The sequence below is a fragment of the Duganella sp. CT11-25 genome (assembly GCF_047302815.1).
In the GTDB taxonomy this organism is placed as follows: Bacteria; Pseudomonadota; Gammaproteobacteria; order Burkholderiales; family Burkholderiaceae_D; genus Rugamonas.
Genome location: NZ_JBKBFD010000001.1, coordinates 5,609,077 through 5,626,441 on the forward strand (window position 1 = coordinate 5,609,077; position 17,365 = coordinate 5,626,441).

Annotated in this window: 15 protein-coding genes; all 15 read left to right on the forward strand. The window is 65.1% G+C overall.

The annotated features are described in order from the left end of the window. Positions 1-5: 5 nt before the first annotated feature. The 15 genes from rsmH to ACEN9F_RS24345 all read left to right on the forward strand — a co-directional run bounded on the left by rsmH (position 6) and on the right by ACEN9F_RS24345 (position 17,319). Positions 6-968, forward strand: a complete 963-nt coding sequence (gene rsmH / locus ACEN9F_RS24275) for a 16S rRNA (cytosine(1402)-N(4))-methyltransferase RsmH (protein ID WP_413424125.1) — start codon at positions 6-8, stop codon at positions 966-968. Continuing rightward, entirely contained in the window at positions 965-1,240 is a 276-nt protein-coding gene (ftsL, locus tag ACEN9F_RS24280) for a cell division protein FtsL (RefSeq protein ID WP_413424127.1), read from the forward strand. The genes rsmH and ftsL overlap by 4 nt, the downstream gene beginning before the upstream one ends. Continuing rightward, complete coding sequence (locus ACEN9F_RS24285; RefSeq protein WP_413424129.1) at positions 1,237-3,012, forward strand: peptidoglycan D,D-transpeptidase FtsI family protein; 1,776 nt, start codon at positions 1,237-1,239, stop codon at positions 3,010-3,012. Before ftsL ends, ACEN9F_RS24285 begins: the two co-directional genes overlap by 4 nt. Further along, positions 3,009-4,568: a UDP-N-acetylmuramoyl-L-alanyl-D-glutamate--2,6-diaminopimelate ligase gene (locus ACEN9F_RS24290; RefSeq protein ID WP_413424131.1), complete on the forward strand. Its 1,560-nt coding sequence runs from the start codon at positions 3,009-3,011 to the stop codon at positions 4,566-4,568. Before ACEN9F_RS24285 ends, ACEN9F_RS24290 begins: the two co-directional genes overlap by 4 nt. Next, entirely contained in the window at positions 4,568-5,983 is a 1,416-nt protein-coding gene (locus ACEN9F_RS24295) for a UDP-N-acetylmuramoyl-tripeptide--D-alanyl-D-alanine ligase (RefSeq protein ID WP_413424133.1), read from the forward strand. The genes ACEN9F_RS24290 and ACEN9F_RS24295 overlap by 1 nt, the downstream gene beginning before the upstream one ends. A gap of 2 nt (positions 5,984-5,985) precedes the next feature. Further along, positions 5,986-7,155, forward strand: a complete 1,170-nt coding sequence (gene mraY / locus ACEN9F_RS24300) for a phospho-N-acetylmuramoyl-pentapeptide-transferase (protein WP_413424135.1) — start codon at positions 5,986-5,988, stop codon at positions 7,153-7,155. Continuing rightward, positions 7,156-8,688 carry a UDP-N-acetylmuramoyl-L-alanine--D-glutamate ligase gene (murD, locus tag ACEN9F_RS24305; protein ID WP_413424137.1) on the forward strand — a complete coding sequence of 511 codons (1,533 nt, stop codon included), beginning with the start codon at positions 7,156-7,158 and terminating at the stop codon, positions 8,686-8,688. Beyond that, a complete protein-coding gene (gene ftsW, locus ACEN9F_RS24310) occupies positions 8,688-9,908 on the forward strand; it encodes a putative lipid II flippase FtsW (RefSeq protein ID WP_413424139.1) in 1,221 nt (406 codons plus the stop codon). The genes murD and ftsW overlap by 1 nt, the downstream gene beginning before the upstream one ends. Then, entirely contained in the window at positions 9,905-10,984 is a 1,080-nt protein-coding gene (gene murG / locus ACEN9F_RS24315) for an undecaprenyldiphospho-muramoylpentapeptide beta-N-acetylglucosaminyltransferase (protein WP_413424141.1), read from the forward strand. The genes ftsW and murG overlap by 4 nt, the downstream gene beginning before the upstream one ends. Further along, on the forward strand, positions 10,981-12,372 hold the full coding sequence (gene murC / locus ACEN9F_RS24320) for a UDP-N-acetylmuramate--L-alanine ligase (RefSeq protein WP_413424143.1): 1,392 nt from the start codon (positions 10,981-10,983) through the stop codon (positions 12,370-12,372). The genes murG and murC overlap by 4 nt, the downstream gene beginning before the upstream one ends. Before the next feature lie 2 nt (positions 12,373-12,374). Next, positions 12,375-13,334 carry a D-alanine--D-alanine ligase gene (locus ACEN9F_RS24325; RefSeq protein WP_413424145.1) on the forward strand — a complete coding sequence of 320 codons (960 nt, stop codon included), beginning with the start codon at positions 12,375-12,377 and terminating at the stop codon, positions 13,332-13,334. Between the two features lie 7 nt (positions 13,335-13,341). Then, positions 13,342-14,151 (forward strand): cell division protein FtsQ/DivIB, encoded by an 810-nt coding sequence (locus ACEN9F_RS24330; protein WP_413424147.1) that lies wholly within the window; start codon positions 13,342-13,344, stop codon positions 14,149-14,151. Between the two features lie 10 nt (positions 14,152-14,161). After that, positions 14,162-15,394 carry a cell division protein FtsA gene (gene ftsA / locus ACEN9F_RS24335; RefSeq protein WP_008445439.1) on the forward strand — a complete coding sequence of 411 codons (1,233 nt, stop codon included), beginning with the start codon at positions 14,162-14,164 and terminating at the stop codon, positions 15,392-15,394. A 111-nt stretch (positions 15,395-15,505) separates the two neighbouring features. Beyond that, on the forward strand, positions 15,506-16,732 hold the full coding sequence (ftsZ, locus tag ACEN9F_RS24340; RefSeq protein WP_413424150.1) for a cell division protein FtsZ: 1,227 nt from the start codon (positions 15,506-15,508) through the stop codon (positions 16,730-16,732). A gap of 83 nt (positions 16,733-16,815) precedes the next feature. Continuing rightward, positions 16,816-17,319, forward strand: coding sequence for a peroxiredoxin (locus tag ACEN9F_RS24345; RefSeq protein WP_413424152.1), 504 nt, complete (start codon positions 16,816-16,818; stop codon positions 17,317-17,319). Positions 17,320-17,365: the final 46 nt, after the last annotated feature.

The window sequence follows — 17,365 nt, forward strand, 5'->3', positions numbered from 1 at the left end:
CCGCCATGACAACAACAGCGGTGCCGGAATTTCAGCATCGTACGGTGCTGCTAGACGAAGCGGTCGATGCGCTGGCGCTGGCCGGCGCGCGCGCCAACGGCGTCTTCGTCGACGGCACCTTCGGCCGCGGCGGCCATTCGCGCCTGATCCTGTCGAAGCTGGGCGCCAAGGCGCGCCTGATCGCCTTCGACAAGGACCTGCAGGCCATCGCCACCGCCGGACAGATCGCCGATCCGCGCTTCACCATCGTGCACGACAGTTTCGCCACCATGGGCGCGGCCCTGGCCGAGCGCGGCGCGGCCAAGGTGGACGGCATCCTGCTCGACCTCGGCATCTCGTCGCCGCAGGTGGACGACGCCGCGCGCGGCTTCAGCTTCCGCAACGACGGCCCGCTCGACATGCGCATGGATACCACGCGCGGCATGTCGGCGGCGGAGTGGCTTGCCACAGAAACCGAACAGACACTGGAAAAGGTGATCAAAGAATATGGGGAAGAACGGTTTGCTTTTCAGATTGCAAAGGCGATTGTTGCTCGCAGGGCAGTCGAGCCAATTTCAACCACACGACAGCTTGCCGGCATCGTGGCAGGCGCGGTCAAGACTCGGGAAAAGGGCAAGGATCCGGCAACCCGCACTTTTCAGGCTATCCGGATTTTCATCAATAAAGAGCTTGAAGATCTCGAAGTCGGCCTGAACCAGGCCTACGACAGCCTCGCGCCCGGCGGCATCATCGCCATCATCAGCTTCCACTCGCTGGAAGACCGCATGGTCAAGCGCTTCTTCGCCTCCAAGGCCAATGTCGAGCAGCCGGACCGGCGCCTGCCGATCCGCGCGGTCGACCTGCCGCAGCCGGAGATCAAGCTGATCTCCAAGATGAAGCCGTCCGACGCCGAAATCGACGCCAACCCGCGCGCCCGTTCGGCGGTGATGCGGGTGGCGCGGCGTCTTCCGATACCGGAGGGCGCGTGAGCGGCAAGATCAACGTGGTGCTGACGGCGTTGCTGGTCGCTTGCGGCCTGTCGCTGGTTAACGCGCAATACCAGGCGCGCCATCTGTTCATCGAACTGGAACGCACGCAGTCGCAGGCGCGCCAGCTCGATATCGAATGGGCGCAGCTGCAGCTGGACCAGTCCACGCTGGGCAAGCACGCGCGCATCGAGGAAATCGCCCGCCGCGACCTGAACATGACGCCGCTGACCGCGACGCGCACGCAGTACCTGACGCCGGAGGCCGCAAAATGAGCCGCGGCAGCAATCTGAACACCTCGCGCGTGGCCGCCTCCAAGGGCGTGCCGTTTTCGAAGAACCCGGTACTGGCGGTGCGTCTGCCGGTATGGCGTTCGCGCGTCGTGCTGTTCGTCTTGTTCGCCGCCTTCGCCGCCCTGGCCGGCCGCGCCCTGTGGCTGCAAGGGCTGTCGACCCAGTTCCTGCAGAAGCAGGGCGAAATCCGCTACGCGCGCACGCTGGACCTGCCGGCCACGCGCGGCAAGATCACCGATCGCGACGGCCAGGTGCTGGCGTCGTCGGTGCCGGTGAAGGCCATCTGGGCGATCCCGGACGACGTGCAGGAAGCGCCGCCGGCCAAGCTGAAACAGCTGGCGCGCCTGCTGGGCATGAGCGACGCCGACCTGCAGAAAAAACTCGATTCCGACCGCGGCTTTGTTTACCTGAAGCGCCAGGTCGAGCAGGACGTCTCCGACCAGATCACCAAGCTCGGTATCGAAGGCATCCAGACCCGCAAGGAATACAAGCGCTTCTACCCGCAGGGTGAGGTGACGACCCACGTGGTCGGCTTCACCAACGTCGAGGACATGGGCCAGGAGTCGATGGAACTGGCGCAGCAGAAAACGCTGGTCGGCCAGCCGGGCAGCCGCCGCGTGATCAAGGACCGCCTGGGCCACATCGTCGAGGATATCGAGTCGGTGCGCGAACCGCACGACGGCAAGGACCTGATGCTGTCGATCGACAGCAAGATCCAGTACATCGCCTTCACGCAGGTCAAGGACGCGGTGGAGAAGTTCCACGCCAAGGCCGGCGCCGCCGTGGTGCTGGACGTGCACACCGGCGAAGTGCTGGCGCTGGCCAACTGGCCCACCTACAATCCGAACGACCGCTCCAAGCTGACCGGCGAGCAGCTGCGCAACCGCGTGATGACCGACACCTTCGAGCCGGGTTCGTCGCTGAAGCCGTTCACCGTCGGCCTGGCGCTGGATGAGAAGCGCGTCAACCCGCACACCATGTTCGATACCGGCAACGGCTCGATGGTGATCGCCGACCGCGTGATCCACGACACCCATCCGCACTTCATGATCGACGTGCAGACCATCATCCAGAAGTCGTCCAACATCGGCACCTCGAAGATCGCGCTGGGCATGCCGGCCGAGGATATGTGGGAGATGTTCACCAAGGTCGGTTTCGGCCAGCAGCCCAAGTGGGGCTTCCCCGGCGCGGTGGCCGGCCGCGTGCGTCCATACAAATCGTGGCGCCCGATCGAGCAGGCCAACATGAGCTTCGGCCAGGGTATCGCCGTCTCGCTGATCCAGCTGGCGCGCGCCTATATGATCTTTGCCCGCGACGGCGACATCATTCCGCTGTCGTTCCAGAAGCTGCACGAGGCGCCGCACGGCACGCAGGTCGTCAGCGCCAAGACCGCGGCCGAGATGCGCGAAATGCTGGAGATGGTCACGCTGCCGGGCGGCTCCGCCGTCAAGGCGCAGGTGCCGGGCTATCGCGTCGGCGGCAAGACCGGTACCGCGCAGAAGGTCGTCAACGGCCGCTACTCGCAATCCAAATACATTGGTAACTTCGTCGGCATGGCGCCGATGTCGGACCCGCGCTTCATCATCGCGGTCATGATCGACGAGCCGGGCGGTCCGGTGCACGTCGGCGGCGACGTCGCCGGTCCGGTGTTCTCGGCGCTGGCCGCCCAGGCGCTGCGCGCCAAGAACATCGCGCCGGATTCGGACCTGACCCATATCATCATTCCTGAATCAGCAGCACAGGGGAACATGTGACGACTTCTCAATTCGACCCATTGGCTATTGCAGCCGCAATCCGCAAGCTGGCGCCGACCGCGCAGCTGGCTTCGGATTCGCGCCGCATCAAGCTGGGCGATGTGTTTTTTGCCTATCCCGGCGACGCCGGCGATGGGCGCAGCTTTATCGACAGCGCGATCGAGCAGGGCGCCGCGCTGGTCGTGATCGATCCCGCGGGCTTTACCTGGAACGACAGCTGGAGCGTGCCTTACCTGGCCGTCGACAACCTGAAACGGAACGCCGGCGTGATCGCGCACGCCTTCTACCAGCAGCCGGATGCGGCGATGTTCACCGTCGGCGTCACCGGCACCAACGGCAAGACCTCCAGCGCCGTGTGGCTGGGCCAGGCCCTGTCGCGCGGCGCCGAACCGGCCGCCGTGGTGGGCACGCTGGGCGTGGGCGTGTTCCGCGCGCGCGGCGAAGTGGAATACGACGTCACCGGCTACACCACGCCGGACGCGGTGCTGCTGGCGCGCACGCTGGCCGGCCTGCGCGAGCAGGGCGCGGCTTCGCTGGCGATCGAGGTATCGTCCATCGGCCTGGAGCAGGGCCGTGTGGCGGGCATGCATTTCGACGTCGCGCTGTTCACCAACCTGACGCGCGACCACCTGGACTACCACGGCACGATGGAGGCCTACGAGGCCGCCAAGACCAGGTTGTTCGACTGGCCCGGCCTGAAAACGGCGGTCATCAACCTGGACGATCCGATGGGCCTGCGCCTGATCGCGCATCTGAAGGCGCAGGCCGCACCGCTGGCGGGCGACATTCCGCTGATCGGCTACACGCTGCATGACGCGGCCGCGCGGCCGGACCTGGCCGGCGTGCTGATGCTGCGCGCGAGCCAGATCCGCAGCGGCCGCAATACCGGCACCGAATTCCATCTGGAGTGCGCGTTGGGCGTGGCGCTGGTCAAGACTCAGCTGGTCGGCAACTTCAATATCAGCAATGCGCTGGGCGTGATGGGCGCGATCCTGGCCAAGGGCCTGGGACTGCGCGCCGCGATCGAGGCGGTCGAAGCGCTGCAGCCCGCGCCGGGCCGCATGCAGCAGGTCGGCGGCCAGGATGCGCCGATGATCGTCATCGATTACGCGCACACGCCGGACGCGCTGGAAAAAACCCTGACCGCGTTGCGCCAGGTGGCGACCGACCGTGGCGGCCAGCTGTGGTGCGTGTTCGGCTGCGGCGGCGACCGCGATCCCGGCAAGCGTCCGCAGATGGGCAAGATCGCGCAGGCTGCCGACCATGTGCTGGTCACCAGCGACAATCCGCGCAGCGAAGATCCGCATTCGATCATCGAACAGATCCTGGCCGGAATGGACCGCAACAACCCGGCATCGACGGTGCAGGCGCTGGACGACCGCGCCGCCGCCATCCTGTCGGCGATCAAGCACGCCGGCAAGCCGGACGTGATCCTGTTGGCCGGCAAGGGCCACGAGCCGTACCAGGAAATCAAGGGCAAGAAACTGCCGTTCTCCGACGCCGATCACGCGCAACTGGCGCTGTCGGCCCGTTTAACCATGATGAGGACGAATTGATGCGCGCCGCACTCGCACAGATTCTGCCTTCGATCGCAGGCGCCAAACTGGTTGGCGCGGGCGAAGTTGTATTCAGCGGCGTGTCGACCGACAGCCGTAACGTATTTGCGGGTTCGCTGTTCGTCGCCTTGCGCGGCGAGGTGTTCGACGCCCACGACTTCCTCGCGCAGGTCGCGGAGAAGGGCGCCGCCGCCGTCGTGGTGGAAGAGCTGCCGGAAGGCTGGGCCGCATCGACCAACGTCGCGGCCATCGTGGTGCCGGACACGCTGGTCGCGCTGGGCCAGATCGCCAACCATTGGCGCCGCCAGTTCGCGATGCCGGTGATCGGCGTCACCGGCAGCAACGGCAAGACCACGGTCAAGGAAATGATCGCGGCGATCCTGGCCGCCGCCCACGGCGAAGAGGGCCGCCTTGCCACGCGAGGCAACCTGAATAACGAAATCGGCGTGCCGTTGACGCTGTTCCGCATGGAAGCGAAGCAGCAGTCGGCCGTCATCGAGATGGGCATGAACCATCCGGGCGAAATCGGCCGCCTGGCCGCCATCGCCGAAGCGGGCATCGCGATGGTCAACAACGCCCAGCGCGAGCACCAGGAATTCATGCACACGGTGGAAGCCGTCGCGCGCGAGAACGGCGCCGTGCTGGCCGCGTTGCCGGCCGACGGCGTGGCCGTGTTCCCGCATGGCGACGAATTCACCCCGGTGTGGGAAGAACTGTCCGCCGGCCGCCGCCGGATCCGTTTCGGCCTGACCAAGGAAGCGGAAGTGAGCTGCACTTTCCGCGCCGGCGACTTCGGCAACGAGATGTTCGTCACACTCCGCGAAGGCGAGGTCAACGAGCCGCAGCAGTTCTTCGTTAATCTGCAGGCCGCGGGCGAACACAATGTACGCAATGCGCTGGCTGCCGTGGCATGCACGTTCGCCGCAGGCATCGCGCTGGAAAAAATCAAGCTGGGACTCGACACCTTCGCGCCGGTCAGCGGCCGTTTGCAGAAGAAGGCGGCCGTCAACGGCGCCGTCGTCATCGACGACACCTACAACGCCAATCCGGATTCCGTGCGCGCCGCCATCGACGTGCTGTCCAAGGCGGCCGCGCCGCGCGTGCTGGTGTTGGGCGACATGGGCGAAGTCGGCACGCAGGGCCGCGAGTTCCACGAAGAGATCGGCGCGTACGCGCAGACCAAGGGCATCGAACAGGTGCTGGTAACCGGCGAACTGGCAGCGCACATGATTGGCACTGCCAATCAGGGCGCGTCCATTCGTCATTTTGAAAAATTCGGCGATCTGCTGGCTGCTGTCGATGCAGCCGTGGCGCCGGATGCAACCGTATTAATCAAGGGCTCCCGTTTCATGAAGATGGAACGGGTCGTGCAGCATTTGATTGGATCGCAACAAGCTAACAAGGAAAGTCACTAATCATGCTGCTCTGGCTCGCACAGTATTTTCAACAGGACGTCGGGGTGCTCCGCGTCTTCGGCTTCATCACTTTCCGCGCGGTGTTCGCCACGATCACCGCGCTGATCATCGGCCTGGTCGCCGGTCCGGCGGTGATCCGCAAGCTGACCGCCATGAAGTACGGCCAGGCCGTGCGCACCGACGGTCCGCAGACCCATTTGAAAAAGCACGGTACGCCAACCATGGGTGGCGTGCTGCTGCTGATCTCCATCGGCGTCTCGACGCTGCTGTGGTGCGATCTGTCGAACCGCCTGATCTGGCCTGTGCTGGTGGTGACGCTGGGCTTCGGCGCCATCGGCTGGGTCGACGACTACCGCAAGGTGGTGCGCCAGGATCCTGAAGGCATGCGCTCGGCGGAAAAATACTTCTGGCAGTCGCTGGTCGGCCTGGCCGCCGCGCTGTACCTGGCGTTCTCGGTGTCCGCGCCCAACGCTGGCAAAGTGTTTGAGCTGTTCTTCGCATGGGTGCAGTCGGGCTTCGAGATGGACCTGCCGCCGAAGGCCGACCTGATCGTACCGTTCTTCAAGACCATCAGCTATCCGCTGGGCGTGTGGGGCTTCATCGCGCTGACCTATTGCGTGATCGTCGGCACCAGCAACGCGGTGAACTTCACCGACGGCCTGGATGGCCTGGCGATCATGCCGACCATCATGGTCGGCTCGGCGCTGGGGTTGTTCGCCTACCTGACCGGCAGCGCCACGTATTCGCGCTACCTGTTCATCCCGCACATTCCGGGCGCGGGCGAGCTGATTATCTTCTGCGGCGCATTGGCCGGCGCGGGCCTGGCCTTCTTGTGGTTCAACACGCACCCCGCGCAAGTGTTCATGGGCGACGTCGGCGCGTTGGCGCTGGGCGGCGCGCTGGGTACGCTGGCCGTGATCGTGCGCCAGGAAATCGTGCTGTTCATCATGGGCGGCATCTTCGTCGCTGAAACCGTGTCCGTGATTATCCAGGTGGGCTGGTTCAAGATCACCAAGAAGCGCTACGGCGTCGGGCGGCGTGTGTTCCTGATGGCGCCATTGCATCACCACTTTGAACAAAAAGGCTGGAAAGAGACCCAGGTCGTCGTGCGCTTCTGGATTATCACGATGATGCTGGTGCTGGTTGGTCTGTCTACACTGAAGCTGCGATAAATGATCTACGACGGTAAAAACGCACTGGTACTTGGACTGGGTGAATCCGGTCTGGCGATGGCGCTGTGGCTCGCCCGCAGCGGCGCGCGCGTGCGCGTTGCCGATACCCGTGAGTCGCCGGAGCGCCTGCCAGCCTTGCGCGAGGCGCTGCCGGACGCCGAGTTCGTCGCCGGCCCGTTCGGCGCCTCGCTGCTGGAAGGCGTGGACTTCGTCACCGTCAGCCCCGGCCTGGCGCCATACCGCGAGCTGGCCGGGATCGCGCCTGCCGCCGCGGCGACAGGCATCCCTGTCTGGGGCGAGATCGAACTGTTCGCGCAGGCGCTGGAAGCGTTGAAGATGGAACGCGGCTACGAGCCGAAGATCATCGCCATCACCGGCACCAACGGCAAGACCACCGTCACCACGCTGGTCGGCCAGTTGTGCGAGCGCGCCGGCAAGACCGTGCGCGTGGCCGGCAACATCAGCCCCGCCGCGCTCGACGTGCTGCGCGAGGTGCTCGATGCGCCCGCAGGACCGGACGAACAGCCGGCGCCGTTGCCCGACATATGGGTGCTGGAGCTGTCGTCGTTCCAGCTGCAAACCACCTTCACGCTGGAGCCGCACGCGGCCACGGTGCTGAACGTGACGCAGGATCACCTGGACTGGCATGGCGACATGCCGTCCTACGCCGCCGCCAAGCACCGCATCTTCGCGGCCGACACCGTGCGCGTGCTGAATCGCGACGATGCGACCGTGATGCGCATGGCCAGCGCCACCGGCCATAACGTCACCTTCGGCACCGACGCGCCGACGCTGCGGGACGACCTGGGCCTGAACAACGAGCGCGGCGTGCTGTGGCTGGCCACCGCCATCCCGGCCGAGGAAGAGGGCGAGCCGAAGAAACGCAAGAAGAACGATCCGCCTCCGCCGCCGGTCGAGTGCATGGTCAAGAACCTGATGCCGGCCGACGCGCTGCAGATCCGCGGCGTGCACAACGCCGCCAACGCGCTGGCCGCGCTGGCCCTGTGCCGCGCCATCGACCTGCCGCTGGCGCCGCTGCTGCACGGCCTGCGCGAGTATCGCGGCCAGCCGCACCGCGTGGAGCTGGTCAGCGCGATCAACGAAGTCGAATACTACGACGACAGCAAGGGCACCAACGTCGGCGCCACCGTGGCCGCGCTGTACGGCCTGGGCAAAGCCTTCACCGGCGCCAATCAGCGCCTGCTGGTGATCATGGGCGGCGACGGCAAGGGCCAGGACTTCACGCCGCTGGCCGAGCCGGTGTCGCGCCATGTGCGCGCGGTGCTGCTGATCGGCCGCGACGCGCCGCAGATCCGCGCCGCGCTGGAATCGTCCGGCGTCGAACTCGAAGACTGCGGCACCGACCTGCCGCTGGCCGTCAAGCGCGCGAGCGAACTGGCGCAAGCCGGCGACGCCGTGCTGCTGTCGCCGGCCTGCGCCAGCATGGACATGTTCAAGAACTACGCGCATCGCGCCCAGGTGTTCATCGACACCGTGCGCGATATCGCGCTCGACGCGGGACAGGAGATCTGATGGCCTTCCAGCTGCCGTTCCGCTTTGGCTCGAAATCGACGGCGACGTCGATGGACAGCCGCGCGCGGCAGTCGAAGATGATGGAGTACGACCAGCCGCTGGTGTGGGTCACGCTGCTGCTGATGCTGCTCGGGATGGTGATGGTGTATTCGGCCTCGATCTCGCTGCCGGATTCGCCGAAGTTCGCCAACTATGTGCGCTGGCAGAACACCTACTTCCTGCAGCGCCAGGCGATGTTCATCGCGGTGTCGCTGGTCGTCGGCCTGTTCGTGTTCCGTACCCGCATCTCCGATCTGCAGAAGGCGGCGCCCTACCTGTTCATCGGCACGCTGGTGCTGCTGGTGCTGGTGCTGATACCCGGCATCGGCGTGGTGGTCAACGGCGGCCGCCGCTGGCTGTCGTTGAAAGTGTTTAACGTGCAGCCGTCGGAGCTGATGAAGGTGGTGGCCGTGCTGTACGCCGCCGACTACACGGTGCGCAAGCAGGAATACATGCACAAGCTGACCAAGGGCTTCATGCCGATGGCGGCGGCGGTCGGCTGCGTCGGCCTGTTGCTGCTGCTGGAGCCGGACCTCGGCGCCTTCGGCGTGATCGTCTGCATCGCGATGGGCATCCTGTTCCTGGGCGGGATCAACGCCATCTGGTTCGGCGGCATCGGCGCGGTGCTGGTGGTGATCTTCGGCTCGATCATCGCGCTGTCGAAGTTCCGCCGCGAGCGCTACTTCGCCTACCTGAATCCGTGGGAGGAAGACAACGCATTGAACAAGGCTTACCAGCTGACGCACTCGCTGATCGCTTTCGGGCGCGGCGAGATTTTTGGCGTCGGGCTGGGCGGCAGCGTGGAAAAGCTGCACTACCTGCCGGAAGCGCATACCGACTTCCTGCTGGCGGTGATCGGCGAGGAACTCGGCCTGGCCGGCGTGCTGGTGGTGATCGCGCTGTTCTACTGGATCATCAAGCGCGCCTTCGATATCGGCCGCCAGGCCATCGCCATCGACCAGACCTTTGCCGGCCTGACGGCCAAGGGCATCGGCATCTGGATCGGTGTGCAGACGTTTATTAATATGGGTGTCAACCTTGGCCTGCTGCCGACCAAGGGCTTGACCTTGCCGCTGATGAGCTATGGCGGCACGGGTGTTGTAATTAACTGCATCGGACTCGCGATCCTGCTCCGGATCGACTACGAGAACCGGGTCCTGATGCGTGGTGGCAGACTATGAAACGATTGATGATTATGGCGGCCGGTACGGGCGGTCATATTTTCCCCGGCCTGGCGATCGCGCAAACCATGCGCGCGCGCGGCTGGGAGGTGAGCTGGCTGGGTACCTCCGCCGGCATGGAGCAGGAGCTGGTGCCGAAACACGGCATCGCGATGGACAGCATCGACTTCACCGGCATGCGCGGCAAGGGCCTGAAGCACTCGCTGGGCGGCGCGCTGAAGATGGTCAAGGCGTTCGCGGCCTGCTTCGGCTACATCGGCAGCCGCAAGCCGGACGTGGTGATGGGCATGGGCGGCTATGTGACGGTGCCGGGCGGCCTGATGTCGCGCATGCGCGGCGTGCCGCTGGTGCTGGTCAATGCCGACGCGGCGCTGCTGCTGTCGAACAAGACGCTGGTGCCGTTCGCGGACCGCGTGTGCTTCGGCTTCCCGGCGGACTTCGGCGGCGCGGCCAGCAAGGCTGTGGTGACCGGCAATCCGGTGCGCAAGGAGATCCTGGACATGGCCGAGCCGGCGCAGCGTTTCGCCGGCCGCGAAGGTCCGCTGCGCATCCTGGTCGTGGGCGGCAGCCTCGGCGCCAAGGCGCTGAACGACAGCCTACCCGCGGCGCTGGCGCTGATCCCGGCCGCGCAGCGTCCGCTGGTGACGCACCAGTCGGGCAAGAAGAATATCGATGCCTTGCGCGCCGCGTACGCGCAGGCCGGCGTGGAAGCGAATGTGGTGGACTTCATCGACGACATGGCCGCCGCCTACAGCGTGGCCGACGTGGTGATCTGCCGCGCCGGCGCGATCACGGTGTCGGAACTGACCGCCGCCGGCGTAGCCAGCGTGCTGGTGCCCTTCGTGGCGTCGACCACCAGCCACCAGCGCGACAACGCGCAGTGGATGGCGAAACAGAACGCGGCGATCCACATGCCGCAAACGGAATTGAGCGCGCAGAGTGTGGCGACGCTGTTGGAAACGCTGACCCGCGGCGCCTGCCTCACGATGGCAACGGCTGCGCGCGGCGTCGGCAAGCGCGATGCGAACGACGCTATCGCCAAAGCATTGGAAGAACTCGCAAAGGTTAAGCTGTGAAACATAAAGTACAGAACATACACTTCGTCGGCATCGGCGGCAGCGGCATGAGCGGCATCGCCGAAGTGCTGCTGACGCTGGGCTATACCGTGTCCGGCTCGGACCTGGGCAGCAACGCTGTCACCCAGCGCCTGGCCGACATGGGAGCGCAGGTGTTCCAGGGCCACGCGGCGGAAAACATCGGCAAGGCCGACGCCGTCGTGACCTCGACCGCTGTACAGCAGGACAATCCTGAAGTGGTGGCGGCGCGCAGCCGCAAGATTCCCATCGTACCGCGCGCGGTGATGCTGGGCGAGTTGATGCGCCTGAAGCGCGGCATCGCCATCGCCGGCACCCACGGCAAGACCACCACCACCAGCCTGGTGGCGTCGGTGCTGGCGCAGGGCGGGCTGGACCCGACCTTCGTCATTGGCGGCCGTTTGACCTCGGCCGGCGCCAACGCCAAGCTGGGCACCGGCGACTACCTGGTGGCGGAAGCCGACGAATCGGACGCCTCGTTCCTGAACCTGACGCCGATGATCGAAGTCATCACGAACATCGATGCCGATCACATGGAAACCTACGAACACGATTTCGAGAAGCTCAAGCAGGCCTTCGTCCACTTCACGCACCGCCTGCCGTTCTATGGCCGCGCCATGCTGTGCATCGACGATCCGCATGTGCGCTCGATCATTCCGCATGTGACCAAGCCGGTGACCACCTACGGTTTCGCCGAGGATGCGGAAGTGCGCGCCGTGAATGCGCGCGCGGTCGGCGTCGAGATGCACTTCACCGTGATCCAGGACGGCTATCCGGACCTGGACGTGGTGCTGAACCAGCCCGGCCTGCACAACGTGCAGAACGCCTGCTCGGCGATCGCCATCGCGCGTGAAATCGGCATCGAGGACAGCGCCACCCAGGCCGGCCTGGCCGGTTTCGCGGGCGTGGGCCGCCGCTTCACCAAATACGGCGACGTGGCCATCCCCGGCGGCGGCACTTTCACGCTGGTCGACGACTTCGGCCACCACCCGCTGGAAATGGACGTGACCATGGCCGCCGCGCGCGCCGCCTATCCGGGCCGCCGCCTGCTGCTGGCTTTCCAGCCGCACCGCTACAGCCGCACGCGCGACCTGTTCGAGGATTTCGTCAAGGTGCTGGGCGCGCCGGACGTGCTGGTGCTGGCCGAAGTCTACGCCGCCGGCGAAGCGCCGGTGGTGGCGGCCGACGGCCGCGCGCTGGCGCATGCGCTGCGCGCGCGCGGCAAGACGGAACCGATTTTTGTAGAGGCGATCGGCGATATGCCGGAAACCATCATGAACGTGGTGCGCGACGGCGACGTCGTCATGACGATGGGGGCGGGCTCGATCAGCGGCGTCCCTGCAAAACTGACTAATTATCCAAAGGTCTGAACGTGACTACCCTTACTCCTAACGACGCAAAAGCATACGGCAAGGTCGGCGTGCTGTTCGGCGGCCGTTCCGCCGAACGCGACGTGTCGATCATGTCCGGCACCGGCGTTCTGCAGGCGCTGCAAAGCCAGGGCGTGGATGCCCACGCCTTCGATCCGGGCCAGCGTTCGCTGGCGGAGCTGGCCGCTGAAAAATTCGACCGCGTGTTCATCGCGCTGCACGGCCGCTTCGGCGAAGACGGCAGCATCCAGGGCGCGCTGGAACTGCTGGGCATTCCGTACACCGGCAGCGGCGTGATGGCCAGCTCGGTCGGCATGGACAAGATCACCACCAAGATCGTGTGGCTGGCCGCCGGCCTGCCGACGCCGAACTACGCGGTGCTGGACGCGAAGTCGGACCTGGCGCAGGTCGCCGCCGGCCTGGGCCTGCCGCTGATCGTCAAGCCGCCGCATGAAGGCTCGACCATCGGCATCACCAAGGTCAACGCCGCCGACGAGTTCAAGGCCGCCTACGACATCGCCGCCGCGCTGGACGACGCCGTGCTGGCCGAGGAATTCGTCACCGGACGCGAGTTCACCGTCGCCGTGCTGGGTTCGGGCGCCACCGCGCGCGCGCTGCCGATCGTGGAGATCGTCGCGCCGCAGGGTAATTACGACTACCAGAACAAGTACTTCACCGACGACGTCAAATACCACTGCCCGGCCGTGCTGCCGGACGCGCTGACCGAAGAGATGCAGCGCATCGCCCTGGCGGCGTACCGCGCGCTGGGCTGCGAGGGCTGGGGCCGGGTCGACGTGCTGCTGCGCGAGCGCGACCAGAAGCCGTTCCTGCTGGAGGTGAACACGTCCCCCGGCATGACCAGCCACTCGCTGGTGCCGATGGCGGCGCGCGCGGTGGGCATCAGCTATGAAGAACTGTGCGTGGAAATCCTGCGCACGGCGCGTTTGAAGATGAAGGGTTGAGCAGTAGATGTGGCAAGACGTAAAAGCCTTGAATGCAACCGCCAGCGGCATCTTCGTGCTGACGCTGTTGGCGTGCATCGCGGCCGGCGTCTGGTGGGTGGCGCAGCGTCCGATGTTCAACCTGCGCACCATTCGTATCGAGAGTATCGGGCAGGACGAGTTAAGGCATGTGAATCACCTGACGCTGCGTAACAACGCGCTGGGCCGCATCAAGGGCAACTTCTTCACGACCAACCTGGATGCGGTGCGCCAGGCGTTCGAGTCGGTGCCCTGGGTACGCCGCGCAACGGTGCGCCGCGAATGGCCGGACCAGCTGATCGTGGCGCTGGAAGAGCATGAGGCGCTGGGAACGTGGGGCGAGGACGGACGGCTGCTGTCGACCAAGGGCGATGTGTTCACCGCCAACCTGGCCGAGGCGGAAGAGGATCACACGCTGCCGGAGTTCGATGGACCGGACGGCAGCGAGAAGGAAGTGCTGTCGCGTTACGACGAGTTGCGCACGTGGTTCGCGCCGCTCAAGCTGGTGCCGGAATCGTTGTCGCTGTCGGGCCGTTATGCGTGGACGGTGAAGCTGAACAATGGCATGAGCGTGGCGCTGGGACGGGAACAGACCAGCACCACGCTGAAGGAAAGGGTGGACCGCCTGACCGGGATTTACCCGCAACTGGTGGAGCACTTGCAGAACATCGATACGATCGATATGCGGTACCAGAACGGGCTGGCCCTGAGCGCGACGGGATTGAAGATTCCGGCCGAGGGAGCCAAGCCAAAGATAAAGAAACCAGCGGCTGTTAAACCGAACAAGCAAATACAGTAGGCAAAGAGAAATGACTAAAGACGCGAAAAACCTGATCGTCGGCCTCGACATCGGCACCTCGAAAGTGGTGGCCGTGGTGGCCGAGGTGATGGGCGACGGACGCCACGAGGTGATCGGCCTGGGCCAGCACGAGTCTAAGGGCCTGAAGAAGGGCGTGGTGGTCAACATCGAAGCGACCGTCGAATCGATCCAGCGCGCGCTGGAAGAGGCGGAGCTGATGGCCGACTGCAAGATCCGCAATGTCTACGCGGGCATCGCCGGCAGCCATATCCGCAGCTTCAATTCCAGCGGCATGGTGGCGATCAAGGACAAGGAAGTGACGGCGACCGACGTGGCGCGCGTCATCGAAACGGCGAAGGCGGTTAACATTCCGACCGACCAGCAATTGCTGCATACGGTGCCGCAGGAATTCATCGTCGACAGCCAGGAGGATGTGCGCGAGCCGATCGGCATGAGCGGCATCCGCCTGGAAGTCAAAGTGCATATCGTGACCGGCGCGGTGTCGGCGGTGCAGAACATCGTCAAGTGCGTGCGCCGCTGCGGCCTGGAAGTGTCCGACCTGATCCTGCAGCCGATGGCGTCGGCCGACGCGGTGCTGACGCCCGATGAAAAGGAACTGGGCGTGGTGTTGATCGACATCGGCGGCGGCACCACCGACGTCGCGGTGTTCTCGGACGGCGCGATCCGCCACACGGCCGTGATTCCCATCGCCGGCGACCAGATCACCAACGACATCGCGATGGCCTTGCGCACGCCGACCTCGGAAGCCGAAGAGATCAAGATCCGCTACGGCGTGGCCAAGCAGGTGCTGGCCGATCCGGGCGAGACGCTGGAAGTGCCGGGCCTGGGCGACCGCGGTCCGCGCAACCTGTCGCGCCAGGCGCTGGCCGCCGTGATCGAACCGCGCGTCGAAGAGCTGTTCGCGATGGTGCACCAGGTGGTGCGCGAGTCCGGCTACGAGGGCGTGCTGTCGTCGGGCATCGTGCTGACCGGCGGCACGGCGATCATGCCGGGCATGGTCGAGATGGCGGAAGACATTTTCCTCAAGCCGGCGCGCCTGGGCACGCCGGACTATCGCGGCCAGCTGGCCGACGTGGTGCGCAGCCCGCGCTACGCGACGGTGCTGGGCCTGTTGTTGGAAGCGAAAAAGCAGTACCTGCGTGGCCATATCGTCACGCGGCAGGATGGATCGGTGAAAGCAGTATGGCAGCGCATGAAGGAATGGTTCCTCGGTAATTTTTGAAGTAAACACGCGACGTTTTTTTTAATATTGAAACCGCAGTTTTCAATCTCCAGTTCTTCTAAAAATATGAGGACTGGCGCTTGAAAACCGCATTCTGATAGGGAGTACATCATGGAGTTTGATATGGTCGATAACGCAGCTTTGGGTACCGTCATCAAGGTCGTCGGAGTCGGCGGAGCAGGTGGCAACGCAGTTCAACACATGATCAACAAGGGCATGGTCGGCGTCGAGTTCATCGCCGCCAACACCGACGCCCAGGCACTGTCGACCTCCAAGGCCGGCAACGTGATCCAGATCGGCGAGACCGGCCTGGGTGCGGGCATGAAGCCTGACGTCGGCCGCAAGCTGGCCGAGGAATCGCGCCAGCGCATCGAAGACGCGCTGCGCGGCGCGCACATGGTGTTCATCGCCGCCGGCATGGGCGGCGGCACCGGCACCGGCGCCGCACCGATCGTGGCGGAAGTCGCCAAGTCGCTGGGCGCGCTGACCGTGGCCGTGGTGTCGAAGCCGTTCTCGCACGAAGGCCAGAAGTGCATGGACATCGCCGACGAAGGCCTGGAGCAGCTGTCGGCCAACGTCGACTCGCTGATCGTGATCCTCAACGAGAAGCTGGAAGAGATCTACGAAGACGAATCGCTGATCGAGTGGCTGCAGCACGCCGACGATGTGCTAAACAACGCCGTCGCCGGTATCGCCGAGATCATCAACGTGCCGGGCCACATCAACGTCGACTTCAACGACGTCAAGACCATCATGGGCGAGCAGGGCAAGGCCATGATGGGCACCGCGACCGCGTCCGGCATCGACCGCGCGCGCATCGCCGCCGAGCAGGCCGTGGCCTCGCCGCTGCTGGACGGCGTCGACCTGTCGGGCGCGCGCGGCGTGCTGGTCAACGTCACCGCTTCGCGCGGCCTGAAAGGTAAGGAGATCAAGGAAGTCATGGCCGCCGTGCGCGCGTTTGCGGCGCCGGACGCGTCGATCGCCCAGGGTATCGCCTACGACGACAACATGGGCGACGATATCCGCGTCACCGTGGTGGCGACCGGTTTGGGCAAGGCCAAGAAGCACGTGCAGCTGGTTCCTCAGCAAATGCTGCGCACCGGCACCCACAACGGCCCGATGACCCCATCGGCCGCGCTGGGCGGCAGCGCGGCGGCGGCGGGCATGTCGATGGGCGCGACCGGCGGCATGGGCGGCGGCGCATCGCCGGCCTTCGACGGCATGAAGGCGCCGGCCGTATGGCGCCGCGAGTCCGCATCCGAGCAGGTGCGCGCGATGGAAAAGAATGGCATGGAAACCTATGACATTCCAGCCTTCCTGCGCAAGCAGGCGGATTAAGGCATACTGCTCGTTCCAATGCCGGTGAAAGCCGCGCTCAGGCGCGGCTTTTTTCATTCAACATTTCATAATAGGAGTCATACATGACCATCAAGATTGGCGATACCCTGCCGGAAGGCACCCTGTCGGAATTCATCGAAACCGAAACCGAAGGTTGCTCGCTCGGCCCGAACACTTTCAATGTGCAAGACCTGGTCAAGGGCAAGAAGATCGCGATCTTCGGCCTGCCGGGCGCCTTCACCCCGACTTGCTCGGCGCAGCACGTGCCAGGCTACATCCGCATGGCTGACGAGCTGAAGTCCAAGGGCGTCGACGAAATCTGGTGCGTGTCGGTCAACGACGCCTTCGTGATGGGCGCATGGGGCCGCGAACAAGGCGCGACCGGCAAGGTCCGCATGATGGCCGACGGTAATGCTTCGTACAGCAAGGCACTGGGCCTGGACGCCGACTTCAGCAAGTTCGGCATGGGCACGCGCTCGCAGCGCTACTCGATCCTGGCGGTCGACGGCGTGGTGCAGCAGCTCAACATCGAGCAAGGCGGCAAGTTCGAAGTCTCCGACGCCGAAACCCTGCGCGGCCAGCTGTAATCTTCAGCCTGGTGTGATGCAATGAAAAACGGCGCCACGGCGCCGT

Coding starts and splice junctions, on each gene's coding strand:
- murD (WP_413424137.1), top strand. CDS start 7,156: ATGATCTACGACGGTAAAAACGCACTGGTACTTGGACTGGGTGAATCC.
- ftsZ (WP_413424150.1), top strand. CDS start 15,506: ATGGAGTTTGATATGGTCGATAACGCAGCTTTGGGTACCGTCATCAAG.
- ACEN9F_RS24295 (WP_413424133.1), top strand. CDS start 4,568: ATGCGCGCCGCACTCGCACAGATTCTGCCTTCGATCGCAGGCGCCAAA.
- ftsA (WP_008445439.1), top strand. CDS start 14,162: ATGACTAAAGACGCGAAAAACCTGATCGTCGGCCTCGACATCGGCACC.
- rsmH (WP_413424125.1), top strand. CDS start 6: ATGACAACAACAGCGGTGCCGGAATTTCAGCATCGTACGGTGCTGCTA.
- mraY (WP_413424135.1), top strand. CDS start 5,986: ATGCTGCTCTGGCTCGCACAGTATTTTCAACAGGACGTCGGGGTGCTC.
- ftsW (WP_413424139.1), top strand. CDS start 8,688: ATGGCCTTCCAGCTGCCGTTCCGCTTTGGCTCGAAATCGACGGCGACG.
- ACEN9F_RS24330 (WP_413424147.1), top strand. CDS start 13,342: ATGTGGCAAGACGTAAAAGCCTTGAATGCAACCGCCAGCGGCATCTTC.
- ACEN9F_RS24345 (WP_413424152.1), top strand. CDS start 16,816: ATGACCATCAAGATTGGCGATACCCTGCCGGAAGGCACCCTGTCGGAA.
- murG (WP_413424141.1), top strand. CDS start 9,905: ATGAAACGATTGATGATTATGGCGGCCGGTACGGGCGGTCATATTTTC.
- ACEN9F_RS24285 (WP_413424129.1), top strand. CDS start 1,237: ATGAGCCGCGGCAGCAATCTGAACACCTCGCGCGTGGCCGCCTCCAAG.